Source organism: Phaeobacter inhibens DSM 16374 (assembly GCF_000473105.1).
Lineage (GTDB): Bacteria > Pseudomonadota > Alphaproteobacteria > Rhodobacterales > Rhodobacteraceae > Phaeobacter > Phaeobacter inhibens.
The window spans coordinates 467135-490942 of record NZ_KI421498.1; the positions used below are offsets into that span (position 1 = coordinate 467135).

The 23808-nt window shown below is 60.9% G+C and carries 34 protein-coding genes; 1 reads left to right on the forward strand and 33 read right to left on the reverse strand.

Annotated elements, in window-relative coordinates; all coding sequences use genetic code 11:
* Positions 1–293 precede the first annotated feature (293 nt).
* On the forward strand, positions 294–692 hold the full coding sequence (locus tag INHI_RS20860) for a thermonuclease family protein (RefSeq protein WP_254656902.1): 399 nt from the start codon (positions 294–296) through the stop codon (positions 690–692).
* Positions 693–731: 39 nt separating this feature from the next.
* Here INHI_RS20860 and INHI_RS20865 read toward each other — a convergent pair whose 3' ends face one another.
* From INHI_RS20865 to INHI_RS0106020, 33 genes are all read right to left on the reverse strand, one after another.
* Positions 732–1712, reverse strand: a complete 981-nt coding sequence (locus INHI_RS20865) for a phage late control D family protein (protein ID WP_027247046.1) — start codon at positions 1710–1712, stop codon at positions 732–734.
* Complete coding sequence (locus tag INHI_RS0105865) at positions 1709–1918, reverse strand: tail protein X (protein WP_027247047.1); 210 nt, start codon at positions 1916–1918, stop codon at positions 1709–1711. Before INHI_RS0105865 ends, INHI_RS20865 begins: the two co-directional genes overlap by 4 nt.
* Entirely contained in the window at positions 1918–2343 is a 426-nt protein-coding gene (locus INHI_RS0105870; protein WP_051338946.1) for a phage tail protein, read from the reverse strand. The genes INHI_RS0105865 and INHI_RS0105870 overlap by 1 nt, the downstream gene beginning before the upstream one ends.
* Complete coding sequence (locus tag INHI_RS0105875; RefSeq protein WP_027247049.1) at positions 2343–5180, reverse strand: phage tail tape measure protein; 2838 nt, start codon at positions 5178–5180, stop codon at positions 2343–2345. Before INHI_RS0105875 ends, INHI_RS0105870 begins: the two co-directional genes overlap by 1 nt.
* 21 nt (positions 5181–5201) lie before the next feature.
* Positions 5202–5330 (reverse strand): GpE family phage tail protein, encoded by a 129-nt coding sequence (locus INHI_RS20870; protein ID WP_081698684.1) that lies wholly within the window; start codon positions 5328–5330, stop codon positions 5202–5204.
* Positions 5331–5356: 26 nt separating this feature from the next.
* Complete coding sequence (locus INHI_RS20345; RefSeq protein ID WP_036766940.1) at positions 5357–5677, reverse strand: phage tail assembly protein; 321 nt, start codon at positions 5675–5677, stop codon at positions 5357–5359.
* Between the two features lie 84 nt (positions 5678–5761).
* A complete protein-coding gene (locus tag INHI_RS0105890; protein ID WP_027247050.1) occupies positions 5762–6262 on the reverse strand; it encodes a phage major tail tube protein in 501 nt (166 codons plus the stop codon).
* Between the two features lie 12 nt (positions 6263–6274).
* A complete protein-coding gene (locus INHI_RS0105895) occupies positions 6275–7456 on the reverse strand; it encodes a phage tail sheath C-terminal domain-containing protein (protein WP_027247051.1) in 1182 nt (393 codons plus the stop codon).
* Between the two features lie 44 nt (positions 7457–7500).
* Positions 7501–7977 carry a hypothetical protein gene (locus tag INHI_RS0105900; RefSeq protein WP_027247052.1) on the reverse strand — a complete coding sequence of 159 codons (477 nt, stop codon included), beginning with the start codon at positions 7975–7977 and terminating at the stop codon, positions 7501–7503.
* Positions 7978–7987: 10 nt separating this feature from the next.
* Positions 7988–8881 (reverse strand): hypothetical protein, encoded by an 894-nt coding sequence (locus INHI_RS0105905; protein ID WP_027247053.1) that lies wholly within the window; start codon positions 8879–8881, stop codon positions 7988–7990.
* Complete coding sequence (locus INHI_RS0105910) at positions 8878–9204, reverse strand: hypothetical protein (RefSeq protein WP_027247054.1); 327 nt, start codon at positions 9202–9204, stop codon at positions 8878–8880. Before INHI_RS0105910 ends, INHI_RS0105905 begins: the two co-directional genes overlap by 4 nt.
* Positions 9205–9208: 4 nt before the next feature.
* Positions 9209–9823 (reverse strand): phage tail-collar fiber domain-containing protein, encoded by a 615-nt coding sequence (locus INHI_RS20350; protein WP_051338947.1) that lies wholly within the window; start codon positions 9821–9823, stop codon positions 9209–9211.
* Positions 9823–10527 (reverse strand): phage tail protein I, encoded by a 705-nt coding sequence (locus tag INHI_RS20700; RefSeq protein ID WP_051338948.1) that lies wholly within the window; start codon positions 10525–10527, stop codon positions 9823–9825. Before INHI_RS20700 ends, INHI_RS20350 begins: the two co-directional genes overlap by 1 nt.
* Positions 10520–11527 carry a baseplate assembly protein gene (locus INHI_RS0105925; RefSeq protein ID WP_027247055.1) on the reverse strand — a complete coding sequence of 336 codons (1008 nt, stop codon included), beginning with the start codon at positions 11525–11527 and terminating at the stop codon, positions 10520–10522. The genes INHI_RS20700 and INHI_RS0105925 overlap by 8 nt, the downstream gene beginning before the upstream one ends.
* Entirely contained in the window at positions 11524–11856 is a 333-nt protein-coding gene (locus INHI_RS0105930) for a GPW/gp25 family protein (protein WP_254656854.1), read from the reverse strand. The genes INHI_RS0105925 and INHI_RS0105930 overlap by 4 nt, the downstream gene beginning before the upstream one ends.
* 5 nt (positions 11857–11861) lie before the next feature.
* The gene (locus INHI_RS0105935; RefSeq protein WP_027247057.1) at positions 11862–12047 is read right to left on the reverse strand and encodes a hypothetical protein; all 186 of its coding nucleotides are present in this window, start codon (positions 12045–12047) and stop codon (positions 11862–11864) included.
* A gap of 1 nt (position 12048) precedes the next feature.
* Complete coding sequence (locus INHI_RS0105940; protein ID WP_027247058.1) at positions 12049–12339, reverse strand: PAAR domain-containing protein; 291 nt, start codon at positions 12337–12339, stop codon at positions 12049–12051.
* Positions 12339–12737, reverse strand: coding sequence for a phage baseplate assembly protein V (locus INHI_RS20360; protein ID WP_051338949.1), 399 nt, complete (start codon positions 12735–12737; stop codon positions 12339–12341). Before INHI_RS20360 ends, INHI_RS0105940 begins: the two co-directional genes overlap by 1 nt.
* A complete protein-coding gene (locus tag INHI_RS0105950) occupies positions 12730–13287 on the reverse strand; it encodes a hypothetical protein (RefSeq protein ID WP_027247059.1) in 558 nt (185 codons plus the stop codon). The genes INHI_RS20360 and INHI_RS0105950 overlap by 8 nt, the downstream gene beginning before the upstream one ends.
* A complete protein-coding gene (locus tag INHI_RS20705) occupies positions 13284–13730 on the reverse strand; it encodes a phage virion morphogenesis protein (RefSeq protein ID WP_051338950.1) in 447 nt (148 codons plus the stop codon). The genes INHI_RS0105950 and INHI_RS20705 overlap by 4 nt, the downstream gene beginning before the upstream one ends.
* A 3-nt stretch (positions 13731–13733) precedes the next feature.
* Complete coding sequence (locus tag INHI_RS0105960) at positions 13734–14177, reverse strand: gp436 family protein (RefSeq protein WP_027247060.1); 444 nt, start codon at positions 14175–14177, stop codon at positions 13734–13736.
* Positions 14178–14273: 96 nt separating this feature from the next.
* The gene (locus INHI_RS0105965) at positions 14274–14663 is read right to left on the reverse strand and encodes an HI1506-related protein (protein WP_027247061.1); all 390 of its coding nucleotides are present in this window, start codon (positions 14661–14663) and stop codon (positions 14274–14276) included.
* Between the two features lie 14 nt (positions 14664–14677).
* Positions 14678–15592 (reverse strand): Mu-like prophage major head subunit gpT family protein, encoded by a 915-nt coding sequence (locus INHI_RS0105970; protein WP_027247062.1) that lies wholly within the window; start codon positions 15590–15592, stop codon positions 14678–14680.
* Positions 15593–15594: 2 nt separating this feature from the next.
* Positions 15595–16578, reverse strand: coding sequence for a phage protease (locus INHI_RS0105975; RefSeq protein ID WP_036766942.1), 984 nt, complete (start codon positions 16576–16578; stop codon positions 15595–15597).
* A gap of 337 nt (positions 16579–16915) precedes the next feature.
* Complete coding sequence (locus INHI_RS20875; protein ID WP_081698686.1) at positions 16916–18124, reverse strand: phage head morphogenesis protein; 1209 nt, start codon at positions 18122–18124, stop codon at positions 16916–16918.
* Positions 18117–19688 carry a DUF935 domain-containing protein gene (locus INHI_RS0105985; protein WP_036766943.1) on the reverse strand — a complete coding sequence of 524 codons (1572 nt, stop codon included), beginning with the start codon at positions 19686–19688 and terminating at the stop codon, positions 18117–18119. The genes INHI_RS20875 and INHI_RS0105985 overlap by 8 nt, the downstream gene beginning before the upstream one ends.
* Entirely contained in the window at positions 19688–21130 is a 1443-nt protein-coding gene (locus tag INHI_RS0105990) for a phage terminase large subunit family protein (RefSeq protein WP_027247065.1), read from the reverse strand. The genes INHI_RS0105985 and INHI_RS0105990 overlap by 1 nt, the downstream gene beginning before the upstream one ends.
* Positions 21120–21326: a hypothetical protein gene (locus INHI_RS0105995; protein ID WP_027247066.1), complete on the reverse strand. Its 207-nt coding sequence runs from the start codon at positions 21324–21326 to the stop codon at positions 21120–21122. The genes INHI_RS0105990 and INHI_RS0105995 overlap by 11 nt, the downstream gene beginning before the upstream one ends.
* Positions 21326–21862, reverse strand: coding sequence for a phage protein Gp27 family protein (locus tag INHI_RS0106000; RefSeq protein ID WP_027247067.1), 537 nt, complete (start codon positions 21860–21862; stop codon positions 21326–21328). Before INHI_RS0106000 ends, INHI_RS0105995 begins: the two co-directional genes overlap by 1 nt.
* Before the next feature lie 2 nt (positions 21863–21864).
* Complete coding sequence (locus tag INHI_RS0106005; protein WP_027247068.1) at positions 21865–22164, reverse strand: VpaChn25_0724 family phage protein; 300 nt, start codon at positions 22162–22164, stop codon at positions 21865–21867.
* Positions 22165–22170: 6 nt separating this feature from the next.
* Positions 22171–22509 carry a DUF2730 family protein gene (locus INHI_RS0106010; protein WP_036766944.1) on the reverse strand — a complete coding sequence of 113 codons (339 nt, stop codon included), beginning with the start codon at positions 22507–22509 and terminating at the stop codon, positions 22171–22173.
* A complete protein-coding gene (locus INHI_RS0106015) occupies positions 22506–23075 on the reverse strand; it encodes a holin family protein (protein ID WP_027247070.1) in 570 nt (189 codons plus the stop codon). Before INHI_RS0106015 ends, INHI_RS0106010 begins: the two co-directional genes overlap by 4 nt.
* Before the next feature lie 67 nt (positions 23076–23142).
* Positions 23143–23754 (reverse strand): holin-associated N-acetylmuramidase, encoded by a 612-nt coding sequence (locus INHI_RS0106020; RefSeq protein ID WP_027247071.1) that lies wholly within the window; start codon positions 23752–23754, stop codon positions 23143–23145.
* Positions 23755–23808 lie beyond the last annotated feature (54 nt).

The following is a 23808-nucleotide window of genomic DNA, read 5'->3' on the forward strand; positions in this document are numbered from 1 at the left end:
TTTCTTGTAGATCGGACATGCTGTGGTTCAGATCAGCCGCAACTGCGATGTCCCCAACACCAACGACTGCGAAAACTGCCAGAACGTTTATGAATTTGCGCATGGTTTCCCCCCCGGAAAATGAATCACCTATAAATTGCATGGATCGTGCGGCATTAAACTGACCCATATCAAGTCGGGATGGGAGCGGAGGCAGCAACTTTAGGCTGTTCGCGGCTGGGTTCGATGCTACGAGAGGGCAACAGTTTTAAATACTAGGGCTTAGCAGAATGAGACTATCCAGTGCGGTCGCGATGAGACCAGCAATTGCTGTGGCGCTCGCTCTTGTGGTTTCAATTCCCGCTTCGGCTGCTGGGCTACGGGTGCGCGATGCTGACACAATCGTGGTTGACGGAACACCAGTTCGACTACAGGGCGTAGATGCGCCAGAGTTGAAAACGAGAGCCGGGAAGGACGCCAGGCGTTGGATGGTCAACTTCCTTGCCGGTAAGAGTATTGAATGCAGCCTGAATGGCGAACGTTCCTATGACCGCTACATTGGTGTCTGCTATGCTGAAGGCCAAGATATAGGGGCGGCGGTTATCGCTGCGGGCCACGCGCTAGATTGTCGCCGCTATTCTGGTGGGCGATATCGTCATTTGGAGACCCCGGCGGCGAAGTCCCGAATACGCCGTGCTTCTTACTGCCGTTGAAACGGTTCGGTACCGTGCGGGCTGATCTCAGCGCGAGATCTATTTCTTGGCCTTCTCGTTGTCGCGTTCTGCTTTGAAACTGGTTGTGAGTGTGGTGTCGAGGCGGTGGGTGACGCTGGTGATCAACCATTCGCCCTCCAGTTCGGGTTTGATGCCGGTCAGGTTGACCTTGGCCTCGGCCATCAGATCACCCCAGAAGCCGCCGAGCTGAACATTAACAGAGCCGCTGGCGCGGGCGGCGCGGGATAGGGCGGCGTCGGCGGCGCGCTGTGCCTCTGCCTCGTTCGGGTAACGGTGGCGCAGCTTCAGCTTGGGTTCTTTGTCTCCGGCCTTGCAGGTGCGGATCTCAGCGCTGCCAAGGTCGGTCCATTCCACGATGACGCAGCCATATTTACCGCGTCCTTTCAGTTGCCAATCGCAAGACGACATCTGTGCGCGGTTCACCTCAAACACCGGCAGGGCAGAGCCATCAGCGGCCTTGTTTTCTCCGCGCTTGGCCACAACCAGAGCACCGCCCGCTGGCTTGGCGACGGCGTCCAGATCCTTGGCCAGGCGGGTCAGGAAGTTGAGGTCGCTTTCGGTGGTCTGCGCCAGATAGGCATAGCGGTGGGATTTCAGGCTGTCGCTGATCACCGGTTTCAGCCCGTGTTCGCCCGCAATCTTGGTGATGATGTCGGCAAGGGAGACGTTGCGCCAGGACCGGGATTTGCGCGCCCGGATACCGCTCAGCATATCTGCGGCCTTGGCACCAATGGTCATGATATCCGGCGCAATGCTGCCGCTCAGCTCATCCACCACAAAGCGCCCGATTTCCACCAGATCACCGGTGAAGCCAAGCGAGATTTGCAACGCGGCGCCGGTTTCAGGCAGGGCGATGGCATAGTCGCGGTCGTCCACCGTGATCTCGGCCCGGTCTGATTTGCTGCCCGCCTCATCAATGACGGTCAGACCGATCAGGCGGTCGGCAAAATTGCCGGTGACATCCTCACCATCGGCGATGATCTGATAAGCAACTTTCATGACGTGCCCCAGAGGCGCAGCGGCTTGCGGACGGGGGCCGGGGCCGGATCGGGCAGGGCGATCAGCACCCCCTTGGGGAGGATAGGGCCAAGCCGCGCCAGCCCCGGATTGGCCTCATAAACGGCAACGGTCATGTCCTCGCGGCCATAGTGATCCTTGCAGATTTCGTCGATCATATCGCCCTCGCTGGTGCGGTAGGTCTGCATCACAGCCCCCCGAGGAATGAGGACAGGACGCCATTGTCCTGGCCATAGGCTTGCAGGGTTAGCGAGAACTCAATTTTGCGCGGGGCACCATCGGCCAGAAAGACGCTTTTGCGTTCCTCAACATGGGTGATCACCCAGCGGTCCCAGACCCAGCCGAGGCCATCGACCATCATCATGGGCTTGGCCACTTTGGCTTGTAGGCGCATCATTTCAACCTGTCGTAAACCGCCTTTGAAATGGGGATAAATCACCCCTTCAAGCCGCAGTTCCTCGGCGTCTGGTCCGGTAAACTGAAGGGCCGGGGCACGTCCGATCCGATTCACCTTTTCCCAGCGGTAAGCGGCGGTGCGGGCAAACTGCTGGTAGGAATCCCCGCCCATACCAAAGCGAAAGCCACCAAGGGCCATCATGACCATGCTCAACATCAGTAATCCAATCCGTCATGCAAGTCGGCGCGGCGCGCGCTTTCCCGTCGGTTCAGCTCTTGCATCACCATCCGCGCAATCGCGGCCTCATCGGTGCCCTGCGGCGGTGCGATGGTGATATTGATCGTGTCGCCTTGGCGGGTGATCTGCGGTGCGGCGTCTTGCGCCGACAGGGCCGGGCGCGGGTCAATCTGGCGCTGGATGTCGCCGGGGCCTGCGACGGCGGCCGCTGGGATCGACAGCGAGGTCGCCGCCATTGCCGCCTTCAGAACCCGCGTGGGCAGGATGCTGCCGGATACGCCAGGCACAAAGATCTCGGCGCTGCGTTCCCCGACCAGATAGGGCATCCCTGCGCGCACCGGCCCGCCCGCGTCTCGCTGTCCACTCAGGGGATGCGCTTTGGGCGAGCGTTCACGCCCGTCGCCGGTCGCTGCCTTGGCGGTGGGGCTATCGCCGCTGGCCCAGGCTTGCAGATCTGTCAGCCATTGCGGCTTGAGATTGGCCAGCTTGTTGGTGATGAACGTCACCGCCTGATCCACGATTGAGGCCATGCCGTCCCAGAGCGATTTCATCAACGTGACGCCGCTGGCAAAAAGAGAGATCTCTTGGAACTTGGCGATGATCTGCTGCGGGACGCCCAACAGGTCCATGACATAGGCCACCAGCCCGATGGCGCCCTCTATCGCCAGCGTGAAGGGGTTGAACTCGGCCAGCAGCTTAAACACCCCTTTGATTAGCCCCTCGTCAAAGGCCGCGCGCACCAGTTCTATTTTCTCGGTGACGGTGCCGACTATCTTGTCCCAATTGTCATAAACGACATAGGCAAGTGCGGCGACGGCTGCGATGACCAGGCCAATGGGATTGGCCATGGTCAGAGCGCCGAGGCGGACAAAGGCACCACTCAGCAGTTTGACCCCGCGCAGCAGCAACAAAAGTGGACCTTTGCCAACCCACATCAGCAGTTTTCCCGCCGCGAAGATGGGGGCCATGGGTAGCCACCAGATCAGGCGCAACGCAGCAAAGCCCGCATAGAGGGCTGCGGCTGAGGCAATGACCCGGCCTAAGCTGCCGTTCCATTCAAACAGCGAGGCCACCATTTGACCAAGCGCGGCCCCGGCATCGGTGCCCCAGAACGTCCAGGCGTCGCGGCTGGCGTCCAGCGGCCCCAAGAGATTGCTAAACCACTCCCAAAGATCACGCGCGGCCTGGATGATTGCGTCCAGCATTGGCGCGGCGGGGCCAAGGGCGGCACGGAACCCTTCCCAGAATCCGGTAAAGAATGCGCCAAGGCCGGACCAGTTGTTGTAGATCCACACGCCCGCCATCGCGACACCGGCCAGGAGCGCGCCAATGCCGGTGGCCAGAAACGCCCAACGGATCGCGATCAACGCGCCGCGTACCAGCTTTAGCGGGTTCAACAGCGCCAGCAATCCACGCGCCAGAAGTGGCGCCAACATCAGTAAGCCGCTGCCCGCCCGGATGATGTGCAGGAACACCGGCAGGATCGAGAACAGCGACCAGCGCAGGGCAATGGATGCGACCCGCAAGCTGAACAGTGCGAGTGCCGCTTTCATCACGCCGTTGATCAGAGCGGGGTGGGCGGCGGCCCAATCGGTCATCGCAGCCACAATCGGCATCAGCGCGGCCATCAGCTCATTCATCTGCGGCAGAACGGCAGTGCCGACGACAACGGCCAGCCCCTTGGCAAACTCCAGAAGGCGCTGGCGCTGCACAAAGGTGGTGGCCGCCTGTCGGCTATATTCTTCCTCCATCAGCCCGAGCAGGCTGGCGGTGTCGGTGGCCTTGGCAAAGGCGGTTTCCAACATTTCGACATTGGTGATCAGGGGGGTGATTGCGCCCTTGGCTTCCTCACCAAAGAGAATGCCGACCATCGAATTGCGCTGATGAACCGGGATGCTGTCAAACGACTTGATCACCTTCAGGATGGCGCCGGTTGCATCGTCCTGCATGTCTTTTGCGAGTTGTTCCGGGTCTAGGCCGAGGGCCTTATAGACAGCGCGTTGGCGTTTGGTGACATTGCCGCCACGGGTCAGCGCGTTGGTGAAGTTCTTCAGCCCGGTTGCGGCCACTTCCGGGGCCGCGCCTGCGGCCAGCAATGTGGCGCTGAGTGCGGCGATTTCATCGGCGGCAAGACCGGCGGATTTGGCAACGGTGCCTTGCCGGTTGATCACGGCCAGAATGTCGGCCTCGCTGGTCGCCATCGTATTGCCGAGCAGGTTCACGGTATCGCCCAGAACCATGGCTTCCGTGTGGGTCAGTTTCAGGTTCTGACGCCACCGCGCCAGCGCCGTTCCGGCCTCATCGGCAGTGATGCCAAATGCGGCACTCATCTTCGCGGCGTCAGTGGCAAATTCCAGCAACTGGCGGCGCTTCTCATCGTCGGGCAGGTTTTCCTCTACCACGCCCATCCGGCCAGCGGCGGCGATGATATCGGTCATGCCTTCGGCAGTGGCAGCCAACCCGCCAGAGGTCACCAATTCGCGGATCTGCGTTTGAAGGATATTCAGCCCATCGGCGTCCTTGAATGACACCACCTTGGACACTTCGGCCAAACGCCGCTCGGCCTGAATGGCGGGTTCGGTCAGGCCGAGCAGGGTGCCGCCCAATGCGGCCAACCCCAGAACCTCGCCTTGCAGGGCAGAGCGGCGCGCCTTGTTGGCTTCAAGCTGTTGATTGGCCCATTCCACACCACGGCGCCCGGTCTGTTCGGTGACGTGGCCGATCTTGTCCAGCGCCGCAGTTGCCTGCCGCGCCGGGGCCGATACCTGGTCGACCAGTTTCAAGATCAGGGCAATGTTCAGATCGCCTGTGGCCATGCCACTCACTCCAATATCAGCCTATTGCTGCGCGCCGTTCTGGGCCTCGGATCGCTCGCGCGCTTTTTCCCGCCACATAGCCAGCTCCTCGATGCTCATGCTGTCCATCACATCCGGGGGCCAGTGGAACACGAGGGCGATATCCGCCATCGCGTCCTCTACAAATTCGGGCAGTTTTAGGGGCTCGCCTCCAGTTCCAGAAGCTGCCCCTCCAACTGTTCTTTCTTCGCGAAAAAAAGCAGGGTTTTCGTCGCCAGTTCTGTGAAGTCCTCCGGTGCTAACTCAGAGGACAATTGCACAGGCGACAGCGGCGGCTGGGTGATGCGGGGCAGCAGTTTGAACATGGCGTCAACTTCCATCCGCAGAATATCCACCATCGACAGGCCGCGCAGTTCCCCAGGCGAGGGGCGGCGCAGGGTGATTTCGGTGATCTTTTCGCCGTCGATGGTAACGGGCGAGGACAGGGTGACAGCGTTTAGTTTTTGGGTCTGGCTCATGGGTCAGGCTTTCAAAAAAGTAGGAGAGAGGGCAGGGCAGATGAGCCGCCCTGCGGGGGTGTTCAAGGGGTCTTAAATGCTGCTTTAAAAACCCATTGAGGCGCGCAGGCTTGCCAGTTGATCAACGCCGCCGATGATGCGCTTGCCCGCGCGCACGTCGATCTCGAACAGTTCTTCGCCATCGTGCAACATGCGGAAATAGTCGGCTTCAAGCGTGAGCTTCATTGGTACGTCAGAACCGGGCTTGAGGTCGGCAAAGTTGGTGACGGCGAACAGACCGCCAACGGTGGCGACATAGGTGTCAGAGGAAAAGTCTTCTTCGCCCATCGCGCCGGGGCGCAGTGTCAGCCGCTTGCGAGTGCCAAACATCTTGATCAGCTCCGGCGGCCATTCCGCCAATGTCAGCTCACAGCGCAAAGCCTCCATGCCCATGTCCTGGGCAACGGTGCCGTCCATGCCGGAACCGCGATGATTGGCAAGCTGGAGTTTCAGTTCCGGCAGCTTGCCTTCGGTGACGCGCCCGCAATAGCTGCGCCCGTCCACGAACGCGCCGAAATTGCGGATTTTGCGGGGGTATTGGATCATCGTTCAGCCTCCTTATGCTGCCTGTTTCACGCCGGAAACGAGGTCGTCGTAATAGGCGCCATTGCGGTGGCCCCGGAAAATCAGGTGTTCCAGCGGGGCGGGCGGCTCCAGGTCGTAATCCAGATACAGTTTGCCCGCTTTCAGGGTGGCCTCGGTGTTCAGTTCCGCGTCCATCCAGCAGTTGAAACCCAAGAGGGCACCGCGCTGAACCAAGCCCCGGCCAAAGGCCAGAACACCATCGCGAATATCCATGATGAGCTGCGCCGACAGCGGGCGGTCCATGGCCCAATCGTGGGCTTCGGCGATGCTCTGGGCCACGATGTCAGCCGTCCGCACAACCGACAGAAACGCCCATTGCGCATCTGCTGAGGTCGTGCGGTTACCCCAGAGACGGAACCCATTGTTGCGGATGATCGTGGCGACTTCGGCCTCGTTCATCCGGTTGGCTTCGGTCGCCGCCGAGTTGATGTGGAACCCAACCGGGCGCGCGGTGCCGTTGATGCCGCGCAGGATCTTGTTTGACGGGGAATGCCAATAGCCGTTTTCCACGTCATTCTTGGCAATCAACCCCGCGACATAGCCCGATGCCGGGCGGGTCACATTGCTGGCGCTGTCGGTGTCAAACGCGGTCACCGCTGGGTCGATGATGAACAGACGGTCGGAGCCGTAATTCTGCCGGTCCAACTTTGCGTCTTCTTCGGTGGTGTTGGGGCCGTCCTTCAGCACCACGGCGCGGGTCTTTTCCGCCAGGGTAATGAGATTGGACACAACCGGATTGACGCCCTCACCGGGCAGGCCAGAAGTGAAACCAGGTGCCGCCGTGATCCGGGGGGTCATGTCCAAAACGCTGCGGGCATGTTCCAGGGCAAAGACGCCGGTTCCGGTGGTCGGATCGCCAACCACATTGGCCTTGGTTGCAGCCGCGTTTTCCCCTTCCGGGGCCGCTACAACAACCACCTCGGTTGCGCCGTTCTGATAGGCCGCCAGATAGGCATCGCGCAGGGTGCCGCCGACGCCCAGCTCACTGGCGTGGCGCGGGCCTTTCAAATGAACCGGCTTATTACGGGGAAAGCCGAGGGGCGCATCGGGCGCGGTGCCGACAAGCCCGATAACGGAGCTTTTGGCCGAGCGGATCGGGCGGAGGCCGTCGTCAATGCGAAGGACTTCGACCCCGTGAAGAAACATGTCAGGCATTGTGAGCCTCCTTTGGTTGGGTTCGGGAAGAATGGGCCATGTGATCAGCCCTCGGTTGGCCAGGCGGCCAGCATGGCGGCTTTGTGTTCGGCGGTGGCGTGGCCCTTGTCGATCAGCTCATCCAGAAAGAAGCCGACAACTGGGTTGTCGCGGTGGATGCTCTGAGGCACATCGGTTTCCCATTTCATCCACAGCAACTTGACGTTTTCAGCCTCGCGCAGGGCCAGTTCACCAGCGTCATCCATGCCGGTGATGTGCCGGAACAGGGTCATGGCTTCCAGCTTGGTCAGGGGGAGGTAGACCGGATCGCGGGGCGGCAGCGGTTCAACGGTCCAGTTGCCATCCTGCCAGTCCAGCCGCTCGGTGGCCGGATCATAGGCGGGTTTAGCCGGGGCCGGTGCATATCCCGCAGCCGTCAGATCCGCCTCGGTGTAGGGGGCAGTCCGCCAGCGACCATTGGGAAGGCGCAGTTTTTGAGGAAGAGACGCGGGACGCGCGCCATTCAGCGTGTATTGGCTCACAATGGCCTCCTTAATATTGCTCGGTGAGGTAGCCCCGGTTCTCAACCAGCCAGAGCGTTCGGTCAGGGGCATAGGCGAATTGTTCGCTGCTGGAGTTATGCGGATCCGGGCGCTGCCCTTGATAGGTCAGCGTGTCCAAGTCGCCATTGGTGCCAAATCTCAGGGTCTGCACCCCGTAACCAAGACCGACGTCTGACGAATTGAAACAGCACAGCTCATCGTCCGCAGGCATGAAAATTCCGGCACCGCCGTTGTTCTTTATCTCGCTGGGCACAAGCACGCTTTGATCGGGGGTCGCGGTGTCAATGCCGGAGAAAACCCAAGGGCTGGCGGCGTTCCACTTGTCGAGATAGCTGATGTAATCCGGCGACCCGGTCTCTTGGCGAAAACGCAGCAAGTAGCCGCCGTCGCGGGCAAAACAGGCATATTTGCTGGCATGTGAAATCGGATTTCCCACGGACCAGTCCAACACCATCGTGTTGACGTCCCAAGGGGTGGTCAGCCGGTACACGCTGATCGGAGAGGCAGATCCGAAAAATGCAAAATGCGATCCATCAGCAGCGGCCACCATCATTCGGTTTCCGGGCGAGACTTGCCCATGGCTCACAACCGAATTGGCAGGATCCGAAAGATCTTCCCAGTTTCGGATATCGTAGACGATGAGGGCACCGCCGGTATCCTCCGATGACACGATCAATTTGCCGCCTCCGGTGGCGTCTGGGACGACACAGATGCCCTTCAGGATGCTGAGGCTTGGGCTACCAACAATGCCCGAAAGAGACAGCTGTCGCCGAAAGAGGCCGGTCGCCGCACCTATGCTGCCGCCGCCCCCGGCCTGACCGGCGCTGCCCAGCGACAGCAGCGGGCTGCTTAACGCGCCGTCATGTCCGACAACGCGTCTCATGCGGGCACCGGACGGTCATGATAGCTGACCCAGACATCAAGGGCGGCATCGTCGCTGGCAACAAAGCGCAGCACGTCACCGGCCAAGAGGGTTCCGGGGCCGACCATACTGGCGCGGGCGTCGCCCTCGGTGATGGTCTGGGCGGGCGTCACCTTATAGGTCTCGCCGCCTGCGTCGATTTCGCAGGTCAGAATAACGCCGGATGCCGCGTCATTGCTGGTCTGGATGGTGGCAATATGGCGGGTGTGATCCGCCGGAACCGGAGGCATGGCGACACCGGCTTGCGTGACATGCGCCAGAAAACGGCTTGGGATGATGCTCATGGGTTCAGGCTCCTGCAATCATGGCGAGGTGTTCGGTGTCGGACAGCGCGTCAGAGGGCGACACCCATTTGGTGCTGCCGTTAGGGCCGCCTTGCAGCATGGCCCCCGGTGTCGGTGCGCCTTCGGGCAACAGGCGGGGGTCCAGCGCGTTCAGGTCTTGTTTGGTGGCGAGGGTCAGCAGCTTATTAATCTGGGCCGTGACGGTCTGGGCCTGGCCAATCATGGTGATCAGATCAAAAGTCTGTTCAATCACGGTTGCGCCGCCTTCAGCAGGCATAAAATCCGGCGTATCGGCGGCATGGGTGTAGCCATAAAGGTGCTCGTCACCGGTAGCCGGATCGCGGGCAAACACACCCAGCTCGCGGATATAGAACCCCTCGGCCAGCCCTTGATTGGTGACAAAGGCGCGGATGCGTGATGTGCCATCGCCCAGAACTTCCATCGACTGAATGCCAAGCGATAGCCGTTCATTGACCAGAGCGTTTAGTGGCTTGATCTCTGCCGGTTCCGCGCCGTCGCCCAGGGCAACGCGGGTGAACTCCAGGGGCTGACCGATCTGGGCCTTGGCTTGCAGGTTGTCGCCTGCGGCGGTGGTGACTGTGCCGGAAAAATTCGCCATCAGATTGACCTCGGTTGAATGGTGGTTTTGGCGGTGATGTGGGCGGCGGTGCCGCGCATGAGCTGGGCAGGTGCGACGGCAATGCTGGGCCGTGCCGGGCGGATCTCGGTGCGCTTGACCTGGTGCAGTGCCGCACCGATGGTCCGGTAGGTCGGTGCGACCTTCAGGCGAAAGCGGATACCAACGCGCAGATGTGTTCCGCTGTGCAGGGCGGTGGCCTTGTAGAACGTGGTCACTGCGGATCGGGTGACGCGGATTGCGCTCAGGCGTGACCGCACGGGTTTCACGCTCTCAACAACACGGATCAGCTCCGCATAGCTGGCGGCTTGCAGCCCCTGATTGGGGGCAAGGGAGAGCGCGAAAGCGTGGGGCGCAAGGCGTGCGTCATTGCGCGGTTCAGCAATGCTGATTTGACCGACGATGCCCTCCAAAACGCGACGCAGTGCCGTGATCGTGCCCTTGCGACGGTGGACCTCGAGCGCGGCCTTGATCACCCGGCGTTTGGTCGCCTCATCCCAGGACGGCTCCCAGACATCCACCGAGAACGCCCAGGCCAACCAGCCCAGCAAATCGGCGGGGCAGGTATCAGGGTTCATCAGCGTGGCAACGGGCGACAGATCCGGGCGTGTGCTTTGGATCAGCCGCTCCAGGGACCGCTCCAGCGATGTGCTGTTTGGTGGCAGGATGGACGGCTGGTCAGACATGCTGCCCCCCAACGGTCAGGGACACGTCTTCGGGCGCGCAATAGGCCGCTTGCCAGTCTCCAACCTCGATGTCGGCGGCAGGGCTGATGAGATTCACGCGCTGCACACCTTCGACAAACAGCGCGGCATAGATTGCGCCGCGCGTGACGTCGTGACCAAGCCGGTGATTGCGGTTGATGTAGTCGGCCAGTGAGGCTTGCGCGGTGGCCAAAACCAAGGCGCGATCGGGGCCGTCCTTCAGGGTCAATTCCGCGGTGATCTCATAGGATAGAATACCGGCGCTGCGCGGGCGCGGGTTGTCGGTGACCGGGCGGACGTCTTCGGCATTCACAGAGGTTTCAACGGCGCTTAAAACCTCGTTTGAAGCGCTGCCATCGCCGGTTTGGCTCAATACCGTAATGGCCACGTCACCCGGCATCGGATCCACCAAACCGGCATCATCCAGAACGCCCAGCACCAGGGCACCGGCAGGCAATTGCGCGGCCAGTTCGGGCGCGATTTGCAGGCGCGTAAAGGCGGGCGCCGCCACGTCCACGTCTTTGATGCCGCCCGCCGCTGACAGCGCCCAGTAGATGTAGGATCCGCGCGGCCCGGCGGTGCTGCGGCCTTCCATAGATAGCTGGATGCGGTGGCGGAATGCGTCGTCGCTTTCCATCAATTCGGGGATCGGCGGGATGGTGCTGTCGTCGGCGTCCTGAACAGTCAGGCGACCAACGCCCCAAAACGCGCCGAGGTGATCCAGTGTCGCGCCGGTAGAAAGTGCCAGCAGCAGGCCGCGCGCATCGTCGTTAAACTCCAAACGATCCAACAGGCGGTAATAGGCAAAGACGCGGATCAATTTGGTGACCGGCTCGCTTTCAAGCTGAAGAAATGGCGCCAGCTCCGGCTCCAGGCGGATCGCCTCTGCCTTCATATCGGCGAACAGTACGTCAAAGCCGACCGAGCGCAGGATTTCCGGCGCGGGAAGTTTGCTGTGGTCGATGGCAGTAAAGCCGCTCATTGGCTGGCCTCCGGTGACAGATCCACGGGCAGGGGCAACAGGTTGCCGTCGGGGTCGCTCAGTTCCAGAACCGCATAGCCGGGGCGCGCCTCGGTGACCTGTATCCGTGCAAGCGTGATGCGTGGCTCCCAGAGGGCCAGCGCCTCGGCAGTGGCCTGGTAGACGTCAATGAGGGTGTCCCCGTTCAAGGGCTGGTCGATGATGAAGGGCAGGTCCGAGCCGTAGTCCCGCAGCATCACCGTTGACCCCTTTGGGGTGGTCAGGATGTCGTGGATCGACTGGGCAAGATGCCCGTCGCCCTGCAACGCCCGCCCGCTATGTCGGCTCATACCGGTCACGACTTGGCGCGCTCCGGCTTGCCTGCGCCCGATTTGGCAGCTGGTTTCGGGGCCTCATCCGCCAGGACAACATTCTCATATTGCGCCTGGGCGGGGGTCAGTTGCAAAGGCGCGCCTTTGAGGCGCCATTCGCCAGCCGTCCAGCCTGCGGCGGTGGTCACATAGTCCAGTTTCAATGGCATCTTAGCCTCCTACAATCACGGTTCCGGCGCCGGTCGCGATGGATGAGCCGCAGCCCACCGCATCGCCAACGCGGGCCAAGGGTTTGCCGTTCACAAAAACGGTGGATGAGCCTGTCGCCTGGCTTGCACCGTGGCAGAGCAGGTCGGGGTTACAGTGGGTTGCCCAGCTATCGCCCTGGCGCAGGGCGGCGAGGCCCTCGATGTCCACATTCGGGCTGCCGCCAGTGGCGGGCCGGGGTGGAAAATCGGCATGGCCGGTGCAGGTGTCGGTTTTGCGGGCTGCTTTTGGCATTAGTTGATCCTTACTTTGGCGCCTTGCAGGAACAGCTCACCAACCGCTTTGATGGTGATATTGCCACCAGCAGCTTCGATGTATGAGCCGCCCTCAAAGCTGAGACGGAATGTGTCTGGCGCCCCGTGGGGCGGGTTCTTTCCAGTGGGCAGGGCGCCCAAAATGACAGCCTGGGCCAGATCACCGAATGGGGCGGCCAGCATCACCCATTCGCCGGTCTGCAAGGGCCACCACGAATGGTTGCTCGCGGCGCGCTGTGCCATCCAGGGGATCAGGTCAGTCTCAATGTCACCGCATTGGACGCGCGCCCGGCCTGAGGCCGCATCAACCGCAATGACCTTTCCGGTCATCAGCAAGTTTTCAATGCGGCGGTCTGCTTCTGCGAGGTGTTCACTCATCGTCAGAGCCTCCAACGTGCTCGTAGTCATCGACATGATCCGCGCCGACCTTGGGCGCGATGCCGACATGCAGCTCCACGCCCAGAGAGCGGGGCACGGGCTGAAAAAAGCTGATGGGCTGAAGCCAGGTGACCGCCCAAAGGGAAACCGCTTTCGATTTGACCTTGGTCGATATCAACGTGTGCATCGCCGTGGTTCGGGCGGGGCCGATGCCGTCCAGGCCCCAAGTCTGTTCGGGGATGGCGGCCAGCAGCGTCTGGCAGATCCGGGCGGCAAGAATATCGCGACTGATGCCGAGGCCATCACGGGTGACCACATATGCCGCCATCAACAGCAGAAAGGTTGCCGGTGCCCCTGCATAGGTTTGATCCTGCTTTGCGCCCAGACACGAGACCTTGACCGCTGGCGCTGGAATGCCTTCGCGTTTCAGGTCATCAAGGGAGTACTTGCCCTCATGCGGCGTACACTCGCGAAGATCCGGCAACAGGGCGTTGAGCCGGGCGCAGACCCGGGTGGGCAGATCAGCCATAGCGTTGTTCGGATCGCTCATTGCAACAGATCCTCCAGCGTCACCGTGACGAGGTCGTGCAAGTCCAACTCATCCTCATCAGAGACGCCAAGGTAGGGCCGGGCCGGAATGCCGCTGTCGATTTCATCACCGCCGATCTGGTGGTGGGCGGCATAGACAAGATTGGAGCCGACCTGGACCTCGCTCTCGCTGGCATAGCTGGCGATGCTGTCCCGCAGATCGCCCTCATCAACCAAAAGCGAATGCACGTCATGGTCGCGGGTTTCGTCATAGCTTTCTGACCAGGGCGCCCAACGGTCGCCGACGGGGGCGACGGCAGTGTCAAACCGGCGCCGGGTAGAGCTTTCCAGAACCGCACCGGCATCATCTGCCAGTTCGGCCAAGCGAAAGCCCTCAAGGCGGCGGACCTTTGCAATGGCTTCGGTCAAGCCCGTGGATGTGAGAGTTGCAGCAACACCGGCCATGGATCAAAGCCCCCGCATTTTATCACGGGTGAACTCGCGTTCCGGGCCGACCGAAACCACCGGGCGGGGGCGGGCGGGGGCAACAGGATCGTCTCCGTCGCCGGATTGCGGCGCGCCTGTGTTCAGGGTGGCGGTGCCGCGCGCGATGTCCTTCAGGTGTTTCTGGGCGTCCTCGTAGCGGGTGCGGTGTTCGTCCGACAGCACGTCGCTGGACAGCGCAAGACGGTAAAGAGCGATATCCACGCTGAACTGAACCAACAGGCCGGGCACGGTCTCCAGCGGCAAGCTGAACCGGACGCCCAGATAGCTGTCGATCTCATCACCCGCCGTTTGCAAGGCGCGGGCAATGGCGGCCTCATCGGGTACGCCGTCGCCGTCGCGATCCGCCACATAGAGCGCGTCCTGCGAATAGAGCGTCACGATATCTGTCTGAGTGGCGTAGGCCATCAGGTCACCTTCGGTTACTGGTCTTGGATAAGTCGTCGGGGCAAGAGGCTCCCCAATGCAGCACCCCGTGGCCGCGTCGGATCATCGCCCCCCGGTTTAAGCCGGTGCAGTGGCGGCTGGGGTTTCAAACCCGCCACTGGTAAGTGCGTCCCAGGCCGCGTTGCGCTCGGCGGTGGTGATCTTGCCCAGGTCATCGCCCAGAAGGTCGAACAAGGCGTCGATTTTCGGCTTGCCGTCCTTCTGGAAATCCTCAGGGCTGAGACTTTTGATGGCCTCGCGGATCTGAGCGTCACGCACTGCCGCGTCTGAAGCCGGGTCGGCCTCGGCCAGTGCCACCCGCAGGTTTGGCTCTGTCTTCAGGCGCCGCCATTGATCGGCGTCGAAATCCTCGGCGTTGACCAGGATGCCCGCGTTGGGAAAGAAGGTGCCGCAGCGGCAAAACCCCTCTTTGGGTACGCCCGAAATTGTATAGCTCTTGGATGTCATAGCGCGGCCCTCCTTTAAGGCAGCCAGGGGTTCACCAGAACCTTGACCTCGTTGTAGTTGGGGTTGGATGCGCCGCCTTCGCCGAGCATCATCTTGACGACCTTGTTGGCCTTGGAGCGGTTGGACCGGCCCACCATGATGTGCGAGGGCATCAGGCCCAATTCGCGCCCGCCGTCGCCGGTCACGCCCATCATGGTCTCAAAGGCGGCATCAAAATTGTCGCCGTTCAGTTCGGCCTTGGACATATGGGCCATTTGCCAGAAGCCATAGCCAGCCGCCCAATATGCGTCGGCGCCGTAGAGGTATTCGTTACGCATGAACACATGGTCGCTGGTCTTGGGGTCTTCCTTGCCAATGAGGCTGACCTTTTCGCGCTCTTGGAAAATGAACGGGCGCAGGACGGAATTCAGATCCAGCATATACCAGGGCGACCCGGCGCCATCGGTCATGTTGGAAACGGTTGTAACCGCACCGGTGCCGTCATGCCCGGCATAAACCGGGTGGTCAGTGTCAAAGAAGTACTGGCCGTCATAGCAGGTCTGCCTTGCTCCGTTGATGATCAGATCGCGGACCATTTGGTCGGGCTTGCGGGCGGCGGCTTCACCAAGGCGGCGGAAACGAGGTCCGTAGGTGCCCAGCTTGTCGTTCTTGATGTCCTTGGCTTTGACGCCGATGGTTGTCTCGAACTCCTGGTTGATGATCTGGTAGCCGTGCGACTTGATATCTTTGACCACTCGGTCGCCGATCCATTCCCGCATTTCCGGCGCATCGCCCAACCAGTCGTAGGTCTCGCGATCATCATTGGAATTCACGATGGTGCAGACGTCCTTGTAAAAGGACTGGTTGGCCATCGCCTCATAGCCATCATTGAAGTTCTTTTTGGCGCCTGTCCAAAGTGCCGACAGCACCGCTGGGGTAATTGCAGCCATGATCAGCTCTCCTCGGTTTCAGCTTGCGCCGCGTGGAATTCTTCAGGGGTGAGGCCCATCTGGCGGCAGATTGCCAGCTCGTCGGGCGACAGCGCCTTGTTCTGGGCAGTGGGGGTCTTGTCGCGCAGCTCGCTGTCTGCGGCGATGACGGGGCTGGCATCGACCAGTTGCTGGAATTTCTCCAGCCCGCCCTCAGAGCGGCAGGCCGCTACGTGATAGTCGCGGCTGCTTGGCGCAATTTTACCCGCCTCAATGGCGGCGCCGACGGCAGTGTTGATCGCTTCGTCCTGGCGTTCTTTCTCAGCGGTTTCAAAGGCGCTGAGTTTGTTCATCGCCAGATCGTAATCGGCGCGCGGTATGAATTTGCCGCTGTCAGGGTTTTCGGCCCGATTGCGGGCGGTCGCCTCATCCGTTTTCATTTTGTTGATCGCCGTCACCACATCCAGATCGGACGCGTTTTCTGGCAGGCCGAGGGCCTCAAGGATCGCCTTGTTCATCGGCAGTACCTCATCAGCGCCACCCTGACGGTCTTCAGTGTTCAGGGCGGCTAGTTCCAGGTTGGGTTGGTTGGTCAGGCCCGCTGAAATCATCTTGCTGATTTCCTTGGCCGCCTTGGTGAAGGTGAAAACGGGGCTCACATAGCGGTATCCTTTCGACGCGATGGAATTGCGGCCTGCGTCATTCCATTCAACGCGCCCCCAGATCGCCCCGTTGCGCGCTTCCAGTTCCTTGATCCAGCCGACCGCAGGGGCGGCATCGCCCTTTGCGCCCTTCACTTGGGTGGCATGTTCAAAATCAACGGGGAGGTCAGCACGGTTGCGCGCAAATTCAGCGACAACCGCGTCGGGATTGGTCAGCCGCCATTGGCGCCCGTCACGGCCCGTCAGGTGCGGGCCGGGTGGCGTGAGCTGGATCCAATCGGGTACGCTGTCGCCCTCTGCGTTCAGCGCTAGCGCAATAGTGGTTATGGAGTTGGCCTGTGTCATGAGGCCACAATGCCCCGCCGTGCCGCACTACTCAGCCCTGGCAGGTGTCGGGGGCAAGATCGAAGGCCAGAAAGAGGTTGCCGAAAGAGGGGGCTTAGACGGGCGTAAGGGCTGATCTCGCATGATGCCGCCCGAAAACCCGTTCCACCCCTTTCTACCCCCTTTAACCCCCCTTTAAAAACGATCCTCGCAGCATGAGGTCGGGGCGATCAGCGGCTCGCGGGCACTATTCGGGCCAGTATTGAAAATTTCATCCCTGATTGCTATCTTTGAAGTGCGCGTGAGCCTAGGGAAGCCGGTCTTGAGCCGCGAGGGAATTTCCGCCCCTCCACGCGCGTCACTCCCTCATTATGGTTACGGTTTTTCCGCGCAGCAGCTTTGCCCATTTGGCGGGTGTGCTGCGATGGAATGTGCTCAGGAAGATCTCATCCCCGGCCACAGTGCGCTTTAGAACCAGCCGCCAGCGCTTCGCGCCTTGGCCTTCAAAGATCAGGCTTTCGGTTCCGGTGCCTGATATCTCATGCGCGATAGATCCTGTTTCCAGCAGCTCCGCAACGCGTCTGAATTGGTCGGCGGTGGCCTCACCATGTTTGCGCCGGGTCTTCTCGGCTGTGTAATCGGAGAACTGGACCACGCGGGTTTTGGCGCCGATCCGGTCTGCCAGCTCCTGCGGCAGCATGGCGACGGGGGCCGAACCGGTGGCTGAACCGTCATGGATGCGCCGCACACGCCAGCTTGTCGCCATATCGCGGGCGGCGGCGTGGGCAATGGCCGGATCGGCGGCGTTCAGTTTGTCTTGCAGGAATTCAGCCATGCGGCGTTGGCGGTAGAGGCCGGGATTGCTTTCCCATCCGGGGTCAATGCCGACCGGGATTTTCTTCAACTCGCCGGTACGCGGATTGAACACCTCGCGACTGGGGGTGTTGGGGTTTTCACTGATGCCGATTTCTTCAGCTTCGCGGCGGGTGATCTGGCGGACATGGCATTTGCACCCAAAGCCATTGGGCGGATACCAAACCTGCCAGGCCGGATCATCGACCGGCAGCACCATGCCGTTGCGGGCCGCGTGGCTGGGCCGGTGGCGGACGCTCGGGCCGAGCAGATAGACCAGATAGGGCAGGGCGCGCTTGCTGCGCTGGATGCGTTGCCATTGGCCGGCCGCGCGGGCTGAGCGCATATTGGCGCGATAGATGGTCTTGAGGCGGCGGGGCGATCCAAGGCGAACTTTCTTCACGTCACCGGTAAGCGGATCCACCTGTTCTTTGACGCCCCACCAGCCCATGCGACGCAGGCGTGGGGTCAAAGTCTTCTGGAACTCTTCAAAGGGAATGCCCTTGTCCAGGGCCGCTTGCAGCTCGTCGCGGATGGTTTGCAGGACATCGACCTGCATGGCCTTGGCCACGGTGAAGGCGACAGCGTGTTCTTCAGGCTCAACATCGCGAAAGCTGAAGCTGGGGCGCATGGCCTTATTGCGGAAAAAATTCGCCACCTCAGGCGGCGCGCCGGGATTGAAGCTGTAGCCGGGCCGGTCGCGAAACTCAGCCATCGCTGATGTCTCCCAAGGCGCGGGATTTCACGGCGGATTTAACCAGGCTGTCCAAGAGCGGGCGGGTGTCCATTTTGGGGAACGCATCTGCCAGTGTCGCAAGCGCATCCTCATAGGAGGTGGCTGTCTCCAGCAGTTCCAGAACCGGGGCAACAACTGGCCCCATGATCGCCTCCCAATCTTCTGCCAGTTCGGCCTCCAGATCGTCCAGCGGCGCATAAGGATTGCTTGCACCCGTCGGCGTTTCAGATCGGTTGGCGGCGGTTTCGGTGGGCGGCGCTGGCGGCTTTGCATCTGCGGCGTTGGATTTCGCCCGTGATGGCGTCAGGATCTCGTCTCCCGCATCGGGTTCAGAATAGCCAAGCTTACCGCGCACCTCGGACTGGCGCACCCGAACGCCCCGATCCACCATCTCAGCGGTGTGACGCAGGATCATGTCCACGTCCTCGATCTCGTCAATCGTGATCACCAGGCGTGGATATCGCTTCTGGACCCCAAAATGCAGATCTACATAGGGCTTCACCAGATCCCGGTTCAGAGTGGTGGTGACAGATTTGGCATCGGCCTTGGCAACGTCGTGGCGGACGTCATTATGCACCTCGGCCTGGGCCATGGATGAGCCATTGTCCGAGGTCATGGTCTGGCCGAGCACGGCCTTTGATGTCTGTTCATCGACCCAGCGGGCGAGACTTTCAAACACCTCGGCACTGGCGCTGCCGCTCATGGCCTGCACAAACTCAATTTTCATGGCCTCGGGGATAACCGCCGCTGCGTCGGTGCCGATATTGGCTACAGCTTGAAAGAGCACCTCGACGTCGTCGGGCGTGGCGCTTGGCCCGTATTTACCCAGACGCAAAGGCAGGCCGTAGGTTTCAACAAAAGCCATCCAGTCTTTCACCGTATAGGCTTTGCACATCCAGCCAAAGGACACGAGCCGGGCCAGACCGCCCCGGATCGGCAGACCGGACTTCAGTTTGGCTTTGTGAGAAATCCACTTGAAGGGCTCCAACTCAACCCCGTCGATCATATCCCGCTCGTCCAGCATTCGGATCTTGCGGCCTGTCTCGCGGTCCACGGTGAAGAACCTCGGGTCGTGATGCAGGAACTCTTTGATCGACCACTCTGTCTTGCTTCGCTCCCAGATAATTTCGGTTTGGGAGAACCCCTTTCCGAGGGCGTCCAGCATATCCTCAACCAGGTCGGAAAACCCGTCATGCTCTGCAATGTTTTCGCGGACGGCGTCGGCGATTTTTTCGTCCTGAGCGTCGCCGGATGCCGGAGTGACAACAGGGTCAACGCCCGAAATCGCGCGCTTTCGGATGCCCAGTACCGAACCATAGTGCTGGTCTCGCTCTTCCATTTCTTCAGCTAGAACAAGATAGTCCTGAATATTGCCCTCATTGGCCGCCAGCAGGATCCGCGACAGGCGCTGCGGCGTCAGGCCGAGCGCGACCGACGGCGCCCACGCGTTGCGGATGGATGTTATCCCCGGTTCGGGCACCCGCTGCGTCAGGCTCTGGAGTTTGATCGGGCGCCCATAGGCGTCAAGCAGGCGGGGTGTCATCACCAAATTCCCTTTCTGGCATTAAAACCTGCGGTCAGGTTGATGAGCCGTTTTGTGTGTTTGTCGCCGCCGGGTGCGACGGGGCGATAGACCAGCGGCTGGTATTCGGTTTCTGCGGCTTCGCAGGCCAGGGCTGCCGCCCAGAAGCGGTCGGCGTGGCCGTCGGTGTCGGTGTCCGCCACGAGGCGCCGGATGCCCGTGGGGCCGGTCACAGACTTGATGGCATGAAGATCCGCGCGCAGCTTGGGGTCGCCTTCAGGGATCAACATTGAGCGATCCTGAAAGCGGTCTTTCATACCGGTGGCCAGATCCAGCTTGATCGGTGCGCTGAACAACACGCCGAGAACACGGTCCTCGCCGTGATTGCGCTTGGCATCTTCCACCGGCTTTTCGCCCATGCCGGTCTGATCCATGCAGCAACGCGCCACCCGGTAGCGGCGGAACACATCGGCTAAAAGCTTGTCCTGCCGCGCGAAGCTGATACGGCGCTCGGCGATGACTTCGCGAGTGATCAACTGGCCTTCGACCAGTTCCATCACCCAGATCACAAAGAGGTCGTTTCGTGCCGCGATATCTACGCCGACGTAGCAAAGCCCGCCACGATAGAGCGCAGGGTGACCGGCGCGCACATCTTCACAGGATGAAATCAGATCGTAGTCCAGCCAGGCCGAGGCCGCGTCCAGCCATTTCAGCTCAAATTCCTGTGCCCAGGCGTCTTCGTCGGACATACCGGCGCGCAATTTGTCGATATCAACGTCCAGTCCCTGTTTGACCGCCTCGTAGATATCGACGTGGTGTTTGGAAAACCCGTTATCGAGCGTGGTCATCAGCTCATGGAACTTGTTGCCCTTACCATTGGGGGTGCTGATCACCCGGATCTTATGGCCGTCCCGTGCTGCCACGGGGTATGCAGACCCCCAGATCCTGCGGCTGTCGGCATGAAAGGCAAATTCGTCAAACAGTATGTTGCCGCCAAAGCCACGGGCGGCGTCGGGTGAGGCGGAAATCGCCGTTACGCGGGAGCCGCCCGGATAGCGGACTTCCTGCGCCTTGTAGGTTGCAGCCTCAACATCAACCAGATGGACAGCGCCATTCTGGACGACCTCGCGTTTGTGGGCGGGCACGTGGAAATCTTCCTCGGAAAACTCTGGCCGACCCTTGCGCGCCAAGGTGGAGAGGGCCGCGTAATAGCCCTCAGTCATGGGTTTTACGGCGTCTTCAATAGCCTCTTTGGCGGTTGCCTCTGATCGTGACAGGATCGTCCAACGCGTTTTGCGCCCTTCAATCTCGGCATCAACGCAGTCGCCCACGATTTCGCCGCCTGAGCCGAACGTTTTACCGCCCCGCCTGGTAAACATGCCAATTTTTAAACGGGATGTGTCGGCGATCCACGCCTTCTGGTAGGGCAGGAAATCAATGACCGGCCCAACGCTAACCGCCATTTTTGGCCTCGGGCGCCTCACGCATTGCAATCAGGTAGGGCTGTTCTTTGTACCACGCGATTGTACAGCGCATTCCAAGGTGAACGAAGCTTTCGCGTCGCCCGAAGAACAGCGCAGCTATTGAGGGCCACATCGGCCCCTTGCGCCAATTGTAGTCACCGACCAGGACAACAGTTCCAATTGCCATATCGCTCATCAGACAAACCCCATGATTTCGCGGGCCTTCTGCGCGGCCTCTTTTTCCACGTCTCCGGCTTCCACCGCCTCATCCAGTTTGCGCGCCATTGCGTCGCGTTCGGCCTTGGCGATTTCATCACGCAGCGAGGTGCTGCGGATCAGGTTGTTCAGGGCGGTGGTCAGATCCTTCAGCCCGCGCGGATCGGGAAGCTGATCGGGGTTGACCATGGCCATCTGTAGCCGCCATTGAATCGTGGTGAGCTGCTGGAACAGGGCCGAGGTGACGTCGACCTCATCTTGCAGGCTGGCCTCTTCAAGAAAGGCGCGGATTTCGTCCTGGGCCTGTTCCTGCATCTTGGCGTAGTCGCGAAACTCCTGCCCATAGGCGTGAACGGCGGACTTGCCGATCCGCATTTCCAGCCCGGCGTCTTCAAGGCGAAAATTCAGCGCCTCGGTGACATCCTCATAGTCCGAGAAACCACGCGCCTTCAGCTCATCTTGCAGCCAATGGCGCATCTCGCTTGGCAGTAGGTCGATCTTGCGGGGTGGGGGCATGATTACGGCCCAGGCCGGGGGCGTTGGACGCCTGATTGGCGCGCTTTGCCTTCGGCCACCTCAACACCGCGACTGGTCGCAGTGGCAATGCGGAATAACCCGTTATCAGTGACACTGGCCAAGCCCTGTTCGCTCAGCCAGTCCAGCTCGCCCATGACCTGGTCGCGGGTGGTAGCTACGCCGTAGCTATTGCAGACGTCCACGAGGATGGATGCGTTGGACGTATATTCCGGGCTGTCTGACAGGAATTTTAGAATTGTCAGGCGACGGTGTTTGGACAGGGTGTCTTGGTATGCGCTCATGGTCTCTTAGGTCCCGATTAGATGGTCTTCGTGTCGGCTGACGATGGTTTCAAGGCGGGCCATAATCTTGGCGTTGCCGTCCATCACAGCGCGGATTTCAGCCAGCGATCCTGTCTGTTTGACCAGCTCCAATTGCAGGGCGTGAATGTCGCCCGTGCCGGGGAGGATCTGCACCGTTTGCTCAAGTGCCGCGATACGGTTTTCGTGGCGGTCCATCCGCTTGGACCCTTCCTTGAACCGTTCGTCGGTGTCTTTCTGACGGGTGGCAAAGAATGTGTAGATGATTGCGCAGACCGAAATTCCGAGATTGGTCAGCTTTAGAATGGTCTCAAGATCCAGGGTCACCGTTTCTGCCCCGCTTCCCACCAGTCCGTCACGGCTTGATTATCCCCTTTCGGTTGCGCCTTGGCGACGTCATTGCCCGCCACGCCGCCCTCAGCGGCGCCGGGTGTGTCATGCCGCAGAGCGTCGATTGCGCTGATGTTTTCCAGAACCTGCGGCAACAGCGCGGTGCCCTGGTTCAGCGACTGGCGGAACTGCTGCGACTTCACCTGAAACCGCCCGCCGAAATAGAAGGCGACGATTGTTCCGGCCAGCCACCAGAGCGGATCCGGCACCAGGGCAAGCCCTTGCATCCGGGCAGCAAACCAAAGCGGGTCGAACATGGCCGAGGCAAAGAGGGCAAAGGTGGCAATCACCATCAGCGGACGGGGCAGGCGGTTCATGCCATCCATAAAGCGATCAAAACGCCCCAGGGCGGGACGGCTGAACTCGGCGCCATGTTGAGCCAGCGCGGACTGGATGTAAGCGGCGTCGCGCTGTGCGCTTGCCTCAGCATGTGGGCGAAATACACCTGCTGTTTCGGCGATCACATTGCGACCACCGCCAAAGAGCCATTTCAAAAACTGCATATCTTGCCTCCTAAGTCGCAGCCAAACCGATGCGTAAACTGCGAAACCTGCCAATTGCCCGGCGCGCTCATCCCCATGCCGCTGTCCGTTGCCGGAAAGCGGCTTTGCTCAGGTGGTAGCGGGGTGAAATGAATTCCTCGGCGCGTTTGATCCAGCCGCCTTTGCCGCCCGCACGGGTCCGGGCAAACTTGCGGGATGCAGGCCGACGGTCAGCGAGGCGCAGATAGTAGTCCCGGCGGGCAATACCGTAGGCATCGACCAGATAGTGCCCGGCCTTTTCATAGGCCCGGTGGGCTGCTGCGGCGGTCTTTGGGCCGAGCGCGCCATCGACCGGGACCGGTTCCTGAAAGCCCGCCAGTAGGCGCTGGAGGATCTTTATGGCATTGGCACCGGCATTGACCTGCATATCAAAGACGCTGGCTTGCAGGGGCTCGGGCAACAGGCCGATCCGGGGTCTTGTGAAATAATGCTGGATGAAAATCTCAACGGCCTGCGCGCGGCTCAAAGCGCGCACATCCAACACGTCAACATCGCCGTCACGGTCAAGGTCCAATCCCAGACGGCGCATCGTATGGATCGTGACGCCGTAATTGGTCGCGCCGCCGGGGTCGGCGGGATCATTTACGAACCCGCCTTCGCGCGCGACGATTTCCTCTGCAATAGTTTGGACTGATGGCATGGCCAGTGGCTCCGTCTGTGTAAGACAAAACTACCTGTGCCATTGGGTGATTGC